The following is a 15,751-nucleotide window of genomic DNA, read 5'->3' as shown; positions in this document are numbered from 1 at the left end:
GGTTGCTGAAGACGAACTGGCTGGTTCCAACGTCACGCGCGGCATCGTTCCCATCCGGTTCGAGCCGACTCGCGTCTTGCGTGATTTCGCGTATTTCCAATTTTGCTTTGGCGCGATCCGAAGTCAGATTGCTGAGAAGACCTATGGAGCCGCACTTATGCAGATCAACATCAAGGATCTGCGGAATCTTCGCTTCGTCGTGCCTGACATTGCCCTGCAGCGTGACGTCATTGCGAGGTCGGAAGCACTGATCAATTCGGCCACAGCGCTACGCACCTCTTACAAAGCGCAGATCGCGGATATCGCTGCCCTCCGCCAATCCCTACTCCAAGCCGCCTTCTCCGGCCAACTGACGTGATTTCTTCGCCATGACCGATGCCAGCACCTACGATCGCCCGTGGAAATCGTTCCAAGATCAGCTCTTGATGCTGGAAGAACGCGGCTTGGCCGTGTCGGACAGGGACTGGGCAGTGGCATGGCTACAGCGTGTCGGCTACTACCGGCTCAGTGCGTACTGGTATCTGTTCCGGATCTTCCGGCATGAGCAGGACCCGCAATCGGGGGCGATCCGTTCGGTGCGCACGGATGACTTCATGCCGGGGACAACGTTCACCGACGCCATCGACCTGTATCTGTTCGATCGTCGGCTGCGCGTACTACTGGCGGACGCGCTTGAGCGAATCGAAGTGTCACTACGGGTGGAAGTGGCATATCGACTGGGTAAAACCGACACCTTCGCTCATTTACATGAAAGCAACTTCCACCCCACATTCCGCGAAAAAAGAGCGCCGCAGACGAACCAGACTGTCTTCGCCACATGGCAGATGAAGTACCAGGGGTTGGTGCAGCGCTCACGCGAGGATTTCGTCAAACACTATCGTGAAAAGCATGGCCCGGATCTGCCAATTTGGGTCGCTATCGAGGTGTGGGACTTCGGCGCAGTCTCGCAACTGCTGGCGATGATGAAAGTGCCCGACCAACAGGCCATCGCCAAGCGCTATGGAATTGCCGACTGGAAGGTGTTCGCAAGCTGGGTGCGCTGTTTGAGCTATCTGCGCAATCTGGTGGCGCACCATAGCCGCGTGTGGAACCGGAATATGGTGAGTTCTCCCATTCCACCATCAGCCGCCTGGCCGGCTTGGGGCGCTGCATTCGAGAATAGGCAGGATCTACTGACTAAGCCGTTCATCCAGTTGGCGATGGTCTGCCATTTGGTGCGGGTGGTATGCCCCGGAAGCAGGTGGCCGGAGCGGACGGCGGCGCATCTGGACGCCTTTCCGTCTCAGGCATCGACACGCCAATTATCCGCTGCGGATATGGGGGCGCCCATCGGGTGGAAAGACTGGTGGCTCGCGAGCGACAGGCAATAAGAACCCCCGCGTAGATTCCCAAAGGAACCAAGAGGCGGGGGTCGTGTTGCGGCAAGTCTAACCGAGCAGGCTTTGAATCGCCAATATGCATCATCAAAACCGCTCATGCGTGCACCACTTGAAACGCTGCGCCCCGGTGGCACTCATGTGCTACATTTGGACATCCTGAACGGGAGCCCCGCATGAGCACCACCACCATTCGCCTGCCGGAAGCGCTCAAGGCCCGCATCGCCAAGGCCGCGCAAGCGGCCGGCACCACGTCGCACAATTTCATCCTGGAAGCCATTGCCGAAAAGGCCGAATTGGCCGAGCGACGCACCGACTTCCATGCAGAGGCCGAACGCCGTTGGGCCGAATTCCTTGAGACCGGCGAGAGCATTCCCTGGGACGAGATGCGTCGCTATCTGATGGGACGCATTCAGGGCAAGGACACTCCGCTTCCCGTCCCCCGCAAGTTCGCCGAATAGCATGGCGCGCGTCGAGTTCCTACCCTCTGTCAACGAGGACCTGCGGCGCATCATCGGCCACCTGGAACAGCACGAGGCGGCGCACATCCAAGAGCGTCTTGGCGAGATCGTCAGTGCATCCGATGTGCTCACGAACAATCCGCTGATCGGGCGCCTGACGCACAACGATCTGCGTGAACTGGTCATTGGCCAAGGCGCTCGCGGATACATCGCCCTCTACCAGTATGTAACGGCGCTGGACACCGTATTTGTCCTGGCGATCCGCGCGCAACGCGAGGCAGGCTATGCACGCGACGACTGAAACCGAGGCCGACACCCGCGCCAACCGCATCGACCCGGTGCTGCGCGAGGCCGGCTGGGGCGTGGTGGATGGCGCGCAGGTCCATCGCGAGCTGATCTGCCCTGGCCGCATTCTCGGCGGCGGCCAGCGCGGCACGGCGCTGTCGGCGGACTACGTGTTGAGTTACCGCGGCCGCAAACTGGCGGTGATCGAGGCCAAGCGTGCCGGACTGGGCCACACCGCAGGCGTCGGCCAGGCCAAGGACTATGCGACGCGGCTGCAGGCGCGATTTGCCTATGCCACCAACGGGATCGGCTGGTATGGCATCGACATGGACAGCGGCGCCGAAGGCGAGATCGCCCTGCCGTTCCCGACACCGGAACAACTCTGGCTGCGCTGCTTTCCGCACGGCAACGACTGGCGCGAGCGCTTCGGCGCGGTGCCGTTCGAGACCGGCGGCGGCAAGTGGCAGCCGCGCTATTACCAGCACAACGCGATCACCGCAGTGCTGGAGGCCATCGCGACAGACCGCAACCGCATCCTGCTGACGCTGGCCACCGGCACCGGCAAGACATCCGTCGCGTTCCAGATCGCGTGGAAGCTGTTCCACGCCAAGTGGAACCTCAGCCGTGACCCGGTGCGCCGCCCACGGATCCTGTTCCTGGCCGACCGCAATATTCTGGCCGACCAGGCCTTCAACGCCTTCAATGCGTTCCCACCGGATGCGCTGTGCCGGATCCGACCGGAAGAAATCCTCAAGAAGGGCGGCATTCCGCGCAATGCCAGCGTGTTCTTCACCATCTTCCAGACCTTCATGACCGGTGGCGGCGATGCGGAAGACGCGCCTGCGGCGGCGCAGTTCACCTTCGAGGGCTATGAGCCGGACTTCTTCGACTTCATCGTCATCGACGAGTGCCACCGCGGCGGTGCGCGCGACGAAAGCAGCTGGCGCGCGATCCTGGAGTATTTCAAGCCGGCCGTGCAGCTGGGCCTGACCGCCACGCCGAAGCGCGATGTCAATGGCGATACCTACGCCTACTTCGGCGAGCCGGTCTACACGTATGCGCTGAAGGAGGGCATCGGCGACGGCTTTCTCACGCCGTTCAAGGTGCGGCAGATGGCTTCGACCCTGGACGAGTACACCTACTCCGAGGGTGACGTAGTGCTAGAAGGCGAGCTGGAACGCGGCCGCGTCTACACGGAAGCCCACTTCAACACCCGGCTGGTGATCGACCAGCGCGAGCGCAGCCGCGTGCAGGAGTTCATGGACCAGATCGACCAGCGCCAGAAGACGCTGGTGTTCTGCGCCACCCAGGAGCACGCCGCGCAGGTACGCAACTTCATCAATCAGATCAAGGACAACCCGAACCCGCACTACTGTGAGCGCGTCACCGCCGACGACGGTGAGCTCGGCGAGCGCCACCTGCGTGAGTTCCAGGACAACGAGAAGACCCTCCCGACCATCCTGACCACGTCGCAGAAGCTGTCCACCGGCGTGGACGCGCTGAACATCCGCAACATCGTGCTGCTACGCCCGATCAAGTCGATGATCGAGTTCAAGCAGATCATCGGGCGCGGCACGCGCACGTTCGAAGGCAAGGATTACTTCACTATCTACGACTTCGTGAAGGCCTATGCGCACTTCAACGATGCCGCGTGGGATGGCGAGCCGCTGCCGCCGGACGATCCGGCCGAGCCGCGCAAACCTCGACTGCATCGAGAGAGCGAGCCCGGGGCGCTTGGTGGCGGCATCAACGAACCCGCGCCGCCCAAGCGAGTGGTGGTCAAGCTCTCCGACGGCCGCGAGCGCAGCATCCACTACATCGCCGCGACCACGTATTGGTCCAACGACGGCAGGATGATCACCGCGCAGGAATTCATGCAACAGCTCTTCGGTGACCTCGATGCGCTGCTCAAGGACGAAGACCACCTGCGCGCCATCTGGAGCGACCCGGACCGGCGCGAGGACTTTATACAGCGCCTCACGGACCTGGGGTACGACAACGAGCGACTGGATGACATGCGGCGCCTGATCGATGCACCGCACAGCGACATCTTCGATGTACTGGCCTACGTTCGCTTCACCCTGGCGCCCCTGTCGCGGACGCAGCGGGTGCAGTCAGCCATGTCCACCGGCCTGAGCGGGTACGAGCGTGAGATGCGTTCGTTCCTGGAATACGTGCTGGGCAACTACGCGCGCAACGGTACCGGTGAACTGGCCAGCAGCAGGATCGGCGACGTTTTACGAATCCGCTACGGCGGGGTTAACGACGCCAAACGGATGCTGGGCAGTGTTGCGGACATCCGCAGTGCATTCGTTGGGATCCAGGCGCACTTATTCCGCTGATTGGTAGACGCATGCAACGCGGACGGCACAACCAATATCAAGGCCGCCAGTTCGCATTGCGTTCCCAGAACGCCACGCTGCGCCGATACGCGTCGCGGTCCAGCGGCACGCCAGAGCCACCTTCTTCCACGCCCAGGGCGTTGCGCAACATCGTGATCGGTGCCATCGGAATTTCCTGCGGCTCTGCGGTGTAGAGGCAACCGACCACGCCCCAGTCCGCATCGATGAGCGCGCCCTCCTTGGCCAGTTGATCGCGGCTGTAGAGGATCGGCAGCAGATACGCGGCCACCGGCGGCTCGACACCTTCAAACCAACGCACCAGTACAGCCAATTCCTGCGTGCTGCGCGCCTCGTAGCCGGAGCGCAGCAAATGGCGGTTGTCAGCGTTGATGGGCACGGTGAGGCAGCGGGTCGTGGTCCAGTTGCGGTGCACGTGCAACCGGCAAAACGGCGCATAGCCCTCGATCACGCGTAGCGGCGCCTCATCATCGAGCCGCTGGACGAACTGCTCGGGCGTGCAGTCCTGGATGGCATTGCGACGGCCATCGCGCGGGAACAGGCGGGTGCGGGCGAACGATGTAAGAACGATCGACATGACGGTACGTGTGGCGACAAGAGCACCAGGGTAGCGCGCAGGCTGGCGCACGACTACGTTGAGCAGCACCGGGACTGTTGCGCAGCGACGGGGCTGGCACGCATGGTTGCTTGAGCCGAGCTCATAGCAGTCACGTCACCATGGACGATGACCTGAGGGGTAGCACTACGTTGCGGTTCCGCGCCCCGGCGCATGCAGATTCGTGCACCGCCTGCTCACCGCATCTGTTCGCCGCCCTACCAGATCAAATCGTCAGGCACCTTGAACTGGCTGTAATAGTCATCGTCGCTATCGGCCGCTGCCGGCGCGCTGTTGCGGCCGTGATCGAGAACAACCGTGTCGGCATCGCGGCTGTAAACCTTGTCGGCGGCGGCGCGCGGAATCAGCTCGAAGCCATCGCCGTGGCGCACGATCACCAGTGCGCCACTGGCCAACTGGCTACGGAGTACGGGGTTCACCAGCACGCTGCGAATGACGCTGCCGTCGTTGAAGCGGTAGTCGATCTCGCCTTCGCACTTGACCTTGCTGGTCTCCACGATCTGCCGGACCTGGGCCAGCACCTCCTGCCGGCGCACCTGTACGTTGCGCTCTTCGGCCAGCGCACGATCGCGCTCGGCACGCTCGGCCTGCAGGCGTGCCGCATCGACCTTGTCGGCATCCGCCGGCGACACCGCCGCGCCCTTGGCGTGGCGCTGTTTGACCTGCTCGCGCGCAATCTTGTCCACCTGGGCCTTTTTCACCAGGCCGGCCTTGAGCAGCTGTTCTTGCAATGGGTTGCGCATCGGGAGGCTTGGCAGTGGGCTGGCGGCTAGTTTAACGCGGCCGGCGCCATGGCCCCGTCGCAGCCTGGCCGAACCGCTGGCATCACCACTCGGCCCGGCACGCGCCGTGCGCTGCGTTTTGCGACCAAGCCCGCCGTTGGCGCCGAACACCGCGCGCAATTTACCCATTCGATGCAGTGAATACGTATGCACAACACCGATGCTGCGCCGCGATGCGCGCTTAGCATCGTCGCGCGCTGCACGCCGTGCGCGCGCTTTCCGGAACAGGGGCCGGAGGCCTTGATGCAGGCATCGCGCACTGCGCGGCGGCCTGCGCCACCCACTGGAGAACCATCCGATGCGCAACACGCCTGCTCACGCTCCACCCTCGCTCATGCAGCGCAGTGCCCGTCTCTTGCTGACGGCGCTGGTCTTGTTGCTGGCCACTGCCAACGTCCAGGCCGATGTCATCCTGCACGCCTTCAACTGGCCGTATGCCACCGTCGAAGCGCGTGCCAAGCAGATCGCCGATGCTGGCTATCGCAAGGTGCTGGTCCCCCCCGCGTACCGCTCCGAAGGCAGCGCCTGGTGGGCGCGTTATCAGCCGCAGGACATCCGCCTCATCGACAACCCGCTCGGCGACACCGCTGCATTCCGGAAGATGGTGCAGGCACTGGCCAACAACGGCGTGGAAACCTATGCCGACATCGTGTTCAACCATATGGCCAACGAAGCGGCCACGCGCTCGGACCTCAACTACCCAGGCAGTGCGGTGCTGTCGCAATACGCGGCAAATCCTGGCCGTTACGATTCACTGCGGCTGTTCGGCACGCTGCAGTCCAACTTCCTTGGCGCCAGCGATTTTGGCGCGGCGCAATGCATCAGCAACTACAACGACGCCTTCCAGGTGCGCAATTACCGCATCTGCGGCGGTGGCAGCGACCCAGGCCTGCCGGATCTGGTCGGCAACGACTGGGTGGTGCAACAGCAGCGCGCCTATCTGCAGGCACTCAAGGGTATCGGCGTCACCGGCTTCCGTGTGGACGCGGCCAAGCACATGACCTTCGACCATCTCAACCGCGTCTTCGATGCCGGCATCCGCTCCGGCGTGTATGTGTTCGGCGAAGTGATCACCGGCGGCGGCACGGGTAATGGCGACTACGACCAGTTCCTGGCGCCTTACCTGCAATCCACACCGCATGCTGCCTACGACTTCCCGCTGTTCAATGCGGTGCGTAACGCATTCGCCATTGGCGCCAGCATGCAGCAGTTGGTGGACCCGGCAGCATCCGGCCAGGCATTGCCGGGCAATCGTGCCGTGACCTTTGCGGTCACCCACGACATCCCCAACAACGCCGGTTTCCGTTATGCCATTCTCGACCCGGTGGATGAAACGCTGGCGTATGCGTACCTGATCGGCCGTAACGGCGGCATGCCGATGATCTACACCGACAACAACGAAAGCGGCGACAACCGTTGGGTCAATGCGTACCTGCGCGACGACCTGCGTCGCATGATCGGCTTCCACAATGGCGTACAGGGCACCGACATGCAGGTGTTGTCGTCCAGCTCCTGCCACATTCTGTTTCGTCGCGGCAGCCTGGGCATCGTCGGCATCAACAAGTGCGGCAACCCCGTCACCACCACGGTGGGAATGAACAACAGCGTGTTGTTCTGGAATGCCGATTACACCGATGCGCTGGGGTCGGGGAATGTGGTGCGCATTTCCAGCGGCTCCTACACCTTTACGCTGCCGGCGCGTGGCGCGCGCATGTGGCGGCGTTGAGCAAACATCGGCACAGGGCGACACCGCAGCGCCCGATTATCCAGGCATAACAAGGTAACCTGCAGCACACCTTGAGAGATCGCACGCCATTACCGTGCGAGCGATCCATCGCCCCCGACGCAGACGCGCGGCGGGGGCTTTTTGTATCTGGATGCCGGCTCTGATCGGTTGCATCCAGGGTCACGCGGCCTGCAATACGCAGGCTCGCTGGCATGCAGCGCTCACCCATATCACCTGCAGACAAGCGCTTTTTCACGTGTTTCAGCTCAACATGAATTGATTCCGACGCATCGCCCCGCCGTTGCAACGCAACCGCTTTGCCGCTGCACCTACGTGGCGGCGTGCTGCATGCACAGATGTGTCACGCAGTGCAGGCAGCAGTCGCCGATGCGGCGAAGTGACTGGCTCCGCGTTATCGCGGGTGGCGCTTCGATTCCAGTGACAGTTGCGCAAACCGGAGCAACGCGATGCCTCTCTATTTCGTGCGTCATGGCGAGTCGCTCGCCAACGAGCAGAATTACTTCGCTGGTGCGCAGAACTCCCCGCTCACATCGCTCGGGCGCCGCCAGGCGCAGCAGGCGGCACGCTATGTGCGGCAACGTGCACTGCAGTTCGACGAGGTACATGTCTCCACCCTCGAACGTGCGCAGGCCACTGCCGCGATCATTCTGGAAGGTGCATCAGGGCACCGGCGTGTGCTGTCCAGCGCGGCGCTGGTGGAGCGCGATTTCGGCATTTTCGCCGGCAAGAACAAGACGCTGATCAAGAAGTCCATCGGCCATCGCCTCTACGACGCCTGCTTTCACGATGCCGACGGCGCGCCGCCGGACGGTGAACACTGGATGGACATGTATGCGCGCTGCAAGACGTACTACGACACCGTGCTGGCACCACTGGATCGGCAAGGCAAACAGGTCCTGGTGGTGGCGCACAAGTACATCGTCGAAGTGTTTGCATTGATCGCCTCCGGCCTGCCGCCCGCCGAGTACATCGACTTTCGCCTGCCCAACTCGCGCCCATTGTCGTGGGACGAACTCAAACGCATGACCGCACGCAGCTCTTCGCGCATGAATTACCTGGGCGAACAAACGGAAATCCGTCTGCTGCAGTGGATGCTGATCGCAGCGCTGGGCGGGTTTGCGCTGTCATGCCTGGGCATCGGCCTGCCGCATGTGCTCACCACAACTGCCATCGTCGCGTTGCTGGCGGCGAATGCATTTTTTCTGTCTGTGCGCATCGAACCTGGCGCACTGCGCCTGAGCGGCGGGCCGGAGGACATTGCGCTCAGTGTGCTCAGCGTGGCCCGCGCTGCGCTGGCGATGTTTCTGCTGACGCAGTTTCACAACCCGTGGGTGCATGTGATTGGCCTGCTGCTGATCGTGCCGCCTGCGCTGTCGGTACCGACCTTTTCGCTGGCACGCGGTGGCGATTATTTCTTTGCGGCACGCTATACGCTGGTGTTGTCGATCCTGCTGCCAGTGCTGTTGCTGCTGTTGTTCCTGGATCACCACGAGGTGCTGGGCAACGTGCACGCGCTGGAGCGCTTCTTTGTGGTGCTGGTGCTCGCCCTGGCGTTGCCGTCCCTGCTGGCCCAGGGCTGGCGCCGCGCGCGACCGATCGCGGCGGGCAAGCTGGCCACCAATTGGGGCTGGGTGGGCTCGTTGACCATGGTGCCGATGGCCTTTCTGGTCTCGCTGCGCGCTGGCGGCACCTCGCTGCTGGATGCACTGAGCCACGGCGGCTGGCATGCATGGAGTGCGCTGCTGCTACCGCTGGCCTTGTTGCTGGCATGCCGTATGGGCAGCGCGCTCTACCTGCGCGTGCACCAGCGCGTGACCGGCCGGACCATCAGCGCGCCAGTGGCACTGGACATCCATCTTCTGCAGACCTCGCCCAATATCTTCTTGTGGCTGAGCCTATTGCTGCCCGGCACCTTTACGCACGCGCCCACCTTGGTGGCCGGCACCTTGCTGGGCTTTTTCGCGTTTGCATTGCTGGACGAAGCATGGGTGGTCAGGCAGTTCCGCGCGCAGATCACACCGGCGCTGCGCGTGGCGGCCACCCGGCCTACCGAGGCGCGCACCGGGACCGACCCAAACGTGATCGAACCAGACCAAGTCGTACTGGAAACGCGCTGATCCACACGGCACCGGGCGCGCAGTCCGTAAGTGCCCGGAGCTACTGACAGATCAGCGACAGCAGCTTGCAGACCCACCGGCAAACGGCCGGTGGGTCCAGCCTCAGACGAATCGGCGTGCGCCAACTACCAGGCGAACGGTGCGGTGACCGTGCGCGCGCCAAGCATGAACGCATCTGCCACATGCACGAACGGTGCAACATCCACTTCCGATTCACCGGCGCGCACCAGTTGCACAAAGCGCGCGTACAGTCCGTCGTATTCGCTGGACGCAGGCAGCACGTGCGGCTGCCCATCGATGCTCAGCTTGGCGCCGCCTTCGCTGAGCATGAGCATGCCAGCGGTGGTCTCCACTTCGATATCCCAGCGCTGGTGGCCGGTCTGCAGGAAATCGAATTCGGCCGTCACCGGTACGCCCGCGGTATCGACGAAGGCAAGCCTGGCATACAGCGGTGCCTGACGGTTGTCCGGGGTGTGCAACTCGGCCTCGCGCAGCGCGAAGCTGCGCGGCAGCAGATGGGTGACGATGGACAGCGCATTGATGCCGGGGTCGAACACGCCCATTCCGCCGGGCTCGAGAATCCAGTCCTGGCCCGGATGCCAATGGCGGATGTCTTCCTTCCAGGTGATGTGCGTGCGCACGATCTGCTTGTCGGCCAGCCATGCCCGGGCGGGTGCCACGCCGGCGGCGCAGCGCGAATGCCAGCTGGTGAACAGGCTGCGCTGCGCACGCCGGGCCACGCCCTGCAGGTCATGGATCTCGGCAAGCGTGGCGGCCGGCGGCTTTTCCAGGAACACATGGCGGCCGGCCACCAACGCGGTCTGCGCCAACGCGTGCCGCCCGACCGGTGGCGTGCACAATGCCACCGCTTCGATCTCCGGCTGCGCGGCGAACGCGTCTTCCAGTGTCTGATAGGCCGGCACACCGTCGACCGTGCCATGCCGGCTCACGGTGGCAACCAACTGCACATCGTCGCGCGCAGCGATGGTGGGAACGTGCTGGTCGCGGGCGATCTTGCCGATGCCGACAAGGGCAATGCGCAATGCGTCTGGATGCTTCATCGAAACCTTCGTGCTGATGGGAGGTGACATCGGCGCGAACGGCTGCCCTCGCACGCTGCATGGCCGACGCTGCAGCGGCGCGAACGGAAAGCGCACGCGACGGCGCAGTGTACGGTCAGGGTGCAGCCCACCGCGAGACATCGCTCCTGCTTGTTTTGCTATACCTGTTGGCTGGTGACGATTGCCTGGCCTTGAAACAACGCCAGGCCGCGCAGTGCGTGCCGGGCGCCGGCTTTCATCTGGCATTTGCCGCGACCGATGCCTCTGCCGTGGATGCCTTCCACCGGGCCGCGCTGCAACACGGCGGCCGCTGCAATGACGCGCCCGGCTTACGGCCCGACTACGGCGACGCCTGTTACGCCGCGTTCGTCATCGACCCCGACGGGCACCACCTTGAAGCCGTGGTCGATCACACGCCACCGCAGTAACCGGCACTGCCGCCTACGCGTCATCGGCGCACTGGCAATCAAATGCTGTCGCGTTTTGCTGGGGCGTGGCACACGCGTGAGGAAACACGCACTCACGCGTGCGCGTATTGCAACGACAGAAAACGCACCACCCCGCAAACAAGCGACCCGCATCAGCGGCCCGGCATGCTTTCGCACCGCCAGGCCACCGACCAAACGCGGTCACATCTCCAGCACTACCTTGCCCAGGTGACTGCCCTGCTCCAGATAGCGATGTGCCGCTGCGGCTTCGCTCAGCGGGAAGCGCTTGTCGAGCAGCACGCGCAGCTTGCCCTGTGCGATCCACGGCCACACCACGCGTTCCACTTCCGCAGCCAGCCGGGCCTTTTCATCGGCATTGCGCGGGCGCAGCGTGGAGCCAGTGATCACCGCCTGCTTGCGCATCAGCAACGGGATCGGCACCTCGATGGTGGCCCCGGCCTGCGAGGCGATGTAGACGAGACGTCCGCGTGGATTGAGCGCTTCCAGGGTATCGGCAAACACCGCAGCGCCCACCATGTCGAGCGCGACATCGACACCGCCATGCGCCTTGGCCACGGCGACAAACGATCCGCTGGTGGAGTCGATCGCCACATCGGCGCCCAGCTCGCGCGCCTGTGCTGCCTTGCTGGCCGAGCGTGCGGTGGCCAGAACGTGCGCGCCCGCCGCCTTGGCCATCTGGATCGCGGTAACGCCGATGCCCGAGGTGGCACCGTGCAAGAGCAGCCACTGCCCTGCCGCCAGCTGGCCATGTTCGAATAAATTGGCGTAGGCGGTGAAGATGGTCTCCGGCAGCGCGGCGGCGTGCACCAGATCCATGCCGGCGGGAATCGGCAGCACGTGACGCGCATCGACAGCGGCGTACTGCGCGTAACCGCCGCCGCCCAGCAGTGCGCACACGCGGTCGCCGACCTTCCAGCGACCGGCCGGCTCGACGATCTCGCCGGCGATTTCCAGCCCCAGGGTCTGCGGTGCGCCAGGCGGCGGCGGGTAGTGCCCGGCACGTTGCAGCAGGTCGGGCCGATTGATGCCGGCAGCATGCACGCGGATCAGGACCTGCCCCGGTGCAGGACGCGGGCGCGGCTGCTCGGTGGCGTACAGCGCGTCGGCGTCGCCCTTGCTATCGCGGATGGCGATAGCGGTCATCGTGGTATCGCTCATGAAGGCGCTCCGTAGAAAGTGCGCCCAGTGTAGGCATGCGCCCGTCAACGCCCAGGCCAGAGGCCGCGTGTGCAGCGTTGCGCTGCACCTGCTCGCGGCCTGCCGAACCGCAACACCCTGCACAGCCGGAACACCCGCAACCAAATATGCATTCATCGCGATGAAGCGATATTATGCCCGCACGATCTGCCGGACCCGCCGCGATGACGCATTTGAGTTTCGAGTTTTACCCGCCCAAGACCGATGACCAGCGCGCGCAACTGGACCGCACTGCCGCCAGGTTGAAGGGCTACGCGCCGGAGTATGTGTCGTGCACCTTCGGCGCCGGCGGCTCCACGCTCAGCTACACCTCCGAAACGGTGCGCCACCTCAAGCAGAAGCATGGCTTCGAAGCGGCGCCGCATCTGTCCTGCGTTGGCGGCAGCCGGCAGGAGATCCGTGAACTGCTCAAGCTGTATCGGGCGATCGGCTGCACCCGCATCGTCGCGCTGCGCGGCGACCTGCCCTCGGGCATGGGCCATCCGGGCGACCTGCGTTACGCCTCGGACCTGATCGCCTTCATCCGCGCCGAGCACGGCGATGCGTTCCGCATCGAGGTCGGAGCCTATCCGGAAACCCATCCGCAGGCGGCCGATGCGCTCAGCGACCTGCGCTATTTCAAGGCCAAGGTCGACGCCGGCGCCGATGCGGCGATCACCCAGTATTTTTACAACGCCGATGCCTACTTTCATTTCCGCGACGCGGTGCAGCGCATGGGCGTGGACGTCCCGATCATTCCCGGCATCATGCCGATCTCCAACTTCTCGCAGCTGCGGCGGTTTTCCGAGCAATGCGGTGCGGAGATTCCGCGCTGGATCGGCAAGAAGATGCAGTCCTACGGCGACGATGCCGACGCGGTGCGCGCCTTCGGTGCAGACGTCGTGGCGTCCTTGTGCCAGCGCCTGATCGAAGGTGGCGTGCCGGCATTGCACTTCTACACGCTCAATCTGGCCAAACCGACCACGCAGGTGTTGCAGCTGCTCGGCCGCTGAGTGCGGCTTCATCCACGCATGCGTGCGGTGGGCGCTTGGGGCGTAGGCAAGCAGCCCGCCAGCCGTGCCGCACAGCGCAGCACCTCGCGCGGCACTGGGCCCATCTCGATTCGACCGCGCGCTTCCAAAATTGACTGCGTGACCGGCAGCCAGCGCACCCGCACCGGCATGCACATGTCTCTCGCAAGCTCACACGCGCCCGGCTACGCTGCGCCGATGTCTCGCCTTCTGCCCCTGTTGTTATTGCTCTGCATCTGTCCCGCTGTACCGGTGCAGGCGCAGGAAATCCATCGTTGCGTCTCGCCGGACGGGCAGACCATGTTCACCGACCGGCGCTGCGAAGACGTCGGCGCGGCAAGCCGGGCGCCGCCCGCCATTCGCCCCCAGGGCACCACCGGCCTGTATCGCTACGGCTGCCCACGGCGGCTGAGCGAACTGGTGTCGTTGCTGCAACTGGCAGTGGATAGCCGCGACGTCAATCGGCTCTCCAGCCTCTACCTGTGGAGCGGGCAATCCGACGCGGCGGCCAATCAGGTGCTGAGCCGCCTGGAAGCCATCGTGCAACGCCCGTTGCTGGACATCGCCCCGATGTATCCGCAAAGCGACACGCCGGGCTGGGAGGCCGACACCACCGCAGCCACGCCATCGCTGGACGGCAGCGCCATCGATGCGCCGCTTCCCGCCCCGCCCAGCCGCCCGCGCCCCTGGGGACTGCGGCTGGAACAGACCCTTGCCAGCGGCACGCCGGCGCGCAGCGTGTTGCGCTTGCGCCGGCAGTACAACTGCTTTTGGGTGACGTTCTAGCGCCGTATGCGCGGCATTCTGCTGGATGAGATCACCGCAGGATTGGGTAATACCACCAGCGTCGGTGCGGTCACTGCGGCCAAAGCGCGCGGATCGCCGCGATGCCCTGCGCGCCATGCGCGCGCGCCTCGCGCATATCGTCGACCTGCATGCCGCCGAGTGCGTAGATCGGCAGCGCGACCTGCTCGCGCAAGCGTTCAAATCCCTCCCATCCCAACGGCGTCGCGCCTGGATGCGACGCCGTTGCCTGCACCGGCCCCAGCACCGCAAAATCGCAGGCGAGCCGTTGCGCGTGACGGAGATCCTCCAAGCCATGGCACGACGCGGCGACGACCTGCTCGGCCGGCAACGGACGCTCCTGCAAGGCGGCAAGTTGCTCCGAACCCAGATGCACGCCGATGCCGAGCTCCCCGGCCAGCGCGATGTCGCGGTTGAGCAACAGCTGCGCGCGTGCCCGACCACGCAAGCCCATCACCTGTTGCAGCAAGGCCCGCCAGCGCGCCGGCGTGGCCTGCCGTGCGCGTAACTGGATGCGCGTCAGCCCGCTTTGCAATGCGCGCTCCAGACCTTCCAGCCACAGCGCATCGTCATCGGGTTCTGGAGTGATCACATAACGGTCGGGCTGACGCAGCATGCCCACCACGGGCACGTCGGCCGGCGGCATCGAATAGCGGGTCAACTTGTCTGCAGCCACCCAGGTCATCGCCTGACCTTCGCGGCCGCGCGGGCTGCCTTTCCATGCAGTGATCTGGCGCACTTCCAGGCGCAGCCGCTTGTCCGGATACAGCTGCGGCACCTCCATGAGCCACTCGCCTACCTGCGCCTCGATGCCGAGCTCTTCGTTGAGCTCGCGCACCAGCGCCTGTTCGGAGGTCTCGCCAGGCTCGCGCTTGCCGCCCGGAAATTCCCACAGGCCAGGCATGTCACGGGTTTCGGTGCGGCGGGTCAGCAGGATGCGGCCGCGGGGGTCGGTGATCACGCCGGCAACGACGTGAATGGATCGAAGAGAATCAGGCATGGCGGCAAGAGTGCCGCGAGTGAGCGGTGCAGTGCAATCGCTTGAAGGCGGGGATTGGGGATTGGTCAAAGCGCAGCATATGTGCTTCTGCCAATCCCGAATCCCCAATCCCGGCCCTACAGCGGATGCCCGATGCGCCAGAGCACTCCGCTGGGATCGTGCAAGGTGAAATCGCGTGCGCCCCATGGTCGATCTTCGGGCGCACTGCAGGTCACCCCGAACTGCTCGCCCAGCCCGGTGTCGTGCACGTGCTGCCACCAGCCATCCGCATCGTCCACCCACAGGTGCAGCATCAGATTCTCGGCCAGCTCGCGCAGATAGAAATCCTGCAACAAGAACGCGCAGTGCGTGCCATGCCGAAAGCAGGTCACGTTGCCCACCTCGTCTTCCTGCACGAAGCCCAGTGCGCGATAGAACCGCTGCGACAAAGCGTAGTCGCGCGCAGGCACGAACACTTTCAGTTGCTGGCTGGACAGCGACATGACC

General features: G+C 64.3%; 16 protein-coding genes. 10 read left to right on the top strand and 6 right to left on the bottom strand.

The genetic code is table 11. The features are described 5' to 3' along the window. Positions 1-157 precede the first annotated feature (157 nt). The 5 genes from M3O59_RS04035 (at position 158) to hsdR (ending at position 4,464) form a co-directional block, all read left to right on the top strand. A complete protein-coding gene (locus tag M3O59_RS04035) occupies positions 158-358 on the top strand; it encodes a restriction endonuclease subunit S domain-containing protein (RefSeq protein WP_181920669.1) in 201 nt (66 codons plus the stop codon). A gap of 10 nt (positions 359-368) precedes the next feature. Next, positions 369-1,370, top strand: coding sequence for an Abi family protein (locus M3O59_RS04030; protein ID WP_116906851.1), 1,002 nt, complete (start codon positions 369-371; stop codon positions 1,368-1,370). Positions 1,371-1,552: 182 nt separating this feature from the next. Beyond that, on the top strand, positions 1,553-1,837 hold the full coding sequence (locus M3O59_RS04025) for a CopG family ribbon-helix-helix protein (RefSeq protein WP_064630890.1): 285 nt from the start codon (positions 1,553-1,555) through the stop codon (positions 1,835-1,837). Position 1,838: 1 nt separating this feature from the next. Beyond that, complete coding sequence (locus M3O59_RS04020) at positions 1,839-2,138, top strand: type II toxin-antitoxin system RelE/ParE family toxin (RefSeq protein ID WP_064630888.1); 300 nt, start codon at positions 1,839-1,841, stop codon at positions 2,136-2,138. After that, positions 2,122-4,464 carry an EcoAI/FtnUII family type I restriction enzme subunit R gene (hsdR, locus tag M3O59_RS04015; RefSeq protein ID WP_249047175.1) on the top strand — a complete coding sequence of 781 codons (2,343 nt, stop codon included), beginning with the start codon at positions 2,122-2,124 and terminating at the stop codon, positions 4,462-4,464. Before M3O59_RS04020 ends, hsdR begins: the two co-directional genes overlap by 17 nt. 37 nt (positions 4,465-4,501) lie before the next feature. On the opposite strand, the gene M3O59_RS04010 is transcribed toward hsdR, so the two are convergent. Together M3O59_RS04010 and M3O59_RS04005 are read right to left on the bottom strand one after the other, a co-directional pair. Next, a complete protein-coding gene (locus M3O59_RS04010; protein ID WP_116906858.1) occupies positions 4,502-5,059 on the bottom strand; it encodes a DUF3228 family protein in 558 nt (185 codons plus the stop codon). A 236-nt stretch (positions 5,060-5,295) separates the two neighbouring features. Beyond that, positions 5,296-5,841 carry a DUF2058 domain-containing protein gene (locus tag M3O59_RS04005; RefSeq protein WP_116906853.1) on the bottom strand — a complete coding sequence of 182 codons (546 nt, stop codon included), beginning with the start codon at positions 5,839-5,841 and terminating at the stop codon, positions 5,296-5,298. 394 nt (positions 5,842-6,235) lie between these two features. On the opposite strand from M3O59_RS04005, the gene M3O59_RS04000 reads away from it, so the two are divergent. Continuing rightward, positions 6,236-7,606, top strand: coding sequence for an alpha-amylase family protein (locus M3O59_RS04000; protein ID WP_181920670.1), 1,371 nt, complete (start codon positions 6,236-6,238; stop codon positions 7,604-7,606). 467 nt (positions 7,607-8,073) lie between these two features. After that, positions 8,074-9,744 carry a histidine phosphatase family protein gene (locus M3O59_RS03995; protein ID WP_249054709.1) on the top strand — a complete coding sequence of 557 codons (1,671 nt, stop codon included), beginning with the start codon at positions 8,074-8,076 and terminating at the stop codon, positions 9,742-9,744. A 125-nt stretch (positions 9,745-9,869) separates the two neighbouring features. Here M3O59_RS03995 and M3O59_RS03990 read toward each other — a convergent pair whose 3' ends face one another. Next, on the bottom strand, positions 9,870-10,805 hold the full coding sequence (locus tag M3O59_RS03990; RefSeq protein WP_249047173.1) for a Gfo/Idh/MocA family protein: 936 nt from the start codon (positions 10,803-10,805) through the stop codon (positions 9,870-9,872). 59 nt (positions 10,806-10,864) lie between these two features. On the opposite strand from M3O59_RS03990, the gene M3O59_RS03985 reads away from it, so the two are divergent. Beyond that, entirely contained in the window at positions 10,865-11,233 is a 369-nt protein-coding gene (locus M3O59_RS03985) for a VOC family protein (protein ID WP_249047172.1), read from the top strand. A 201-nt stretch (positions 11,234-11,434) separates the two neighbouring features. Here the strand turns inward: M3O59_RS03985 and M3O59_RS03980 are convergent, their stop codons facing one another. Next, positions 11,435-12,412: an NAD(P)H-quinone oxidoreductase gene (locus M3O59_RS03980; RefSeq protein ID WP_249047171.1), complete on the bottom strand. Its 978-nt coding sequence runs from the start codon at positions 12,410-12,412 to the stop codon at positions 11,435-11,437. Positions 12,413-12,615: 203 nt separating this feature from the next. Here M3O59_RS03980 and metF point away from each other — a divergent pair, with 203 nt between their 5' ends. After that, entirely contained in the window at positions 12,616-13,443 is an 828-nt protein-coding gene (gene metF / locus M3O59_RS03975; RefSeq protein ID WP_064630874.1) for a methylenetetrahydrofolate reductase [NAD(P)H], read from the top strand. 174 nt (positions 13,444-13,617) lie between these two features. Beyond that, complete coding sequence (locus M3O59_RS03970) at positions 13,618-14,247, top strand: hypothetical protein (protein ID WP_249046313.1); 630 nt, start codon at positions 13,618-13,620, stop codon at positions 14,245-14,247. Between the two features lie 70 nt (positions 14,248-14,317). Here the strand turns inward: M3O59_RS03970 and M3O59_RS03965 are convergent, their stop codons facing one another. Further along, on the bottom strand, positions 14,318-15,265 hold the full coding sequence (locus M3O59_RS03965; protein ID WP_064630872.1) for a Nudix family hydrolase: 948 nt from the start codon (positions 15,263-15,265) through the stop codon (positions 14,318-14,320). A 116-nt stretch (positions 15,266-15,381) separates the two neighbouring features. Further along, complete coding sequence (locus M3O59_RS03960; RefSeq protein ID WP_023902735.1) at positions 15,382-15,747, bottom strand: VOC family protein; 366 nt, start codon at positions 15,745-15,747, stop codon at positions 15,382-15,384. Positions 15,748-15,751 lie beyond the last annotated feature (4 nt).

The organism is Xanthomonas nasturtii (assembly GCF_023337365.3).
Taxonomy (GTDB): Bacteria; Pseudomonadota; Gammaproteobacteria; order Xanthomonadales; family Xanthomonadaceae; genus Xanthomonas; species Xanthomonas nasturtii.
The sequence above is the reverse complement of the archived record's forward strand: the minus strand, read 5'-3'. Positions and strand labels throughout refer to the sequence as shown.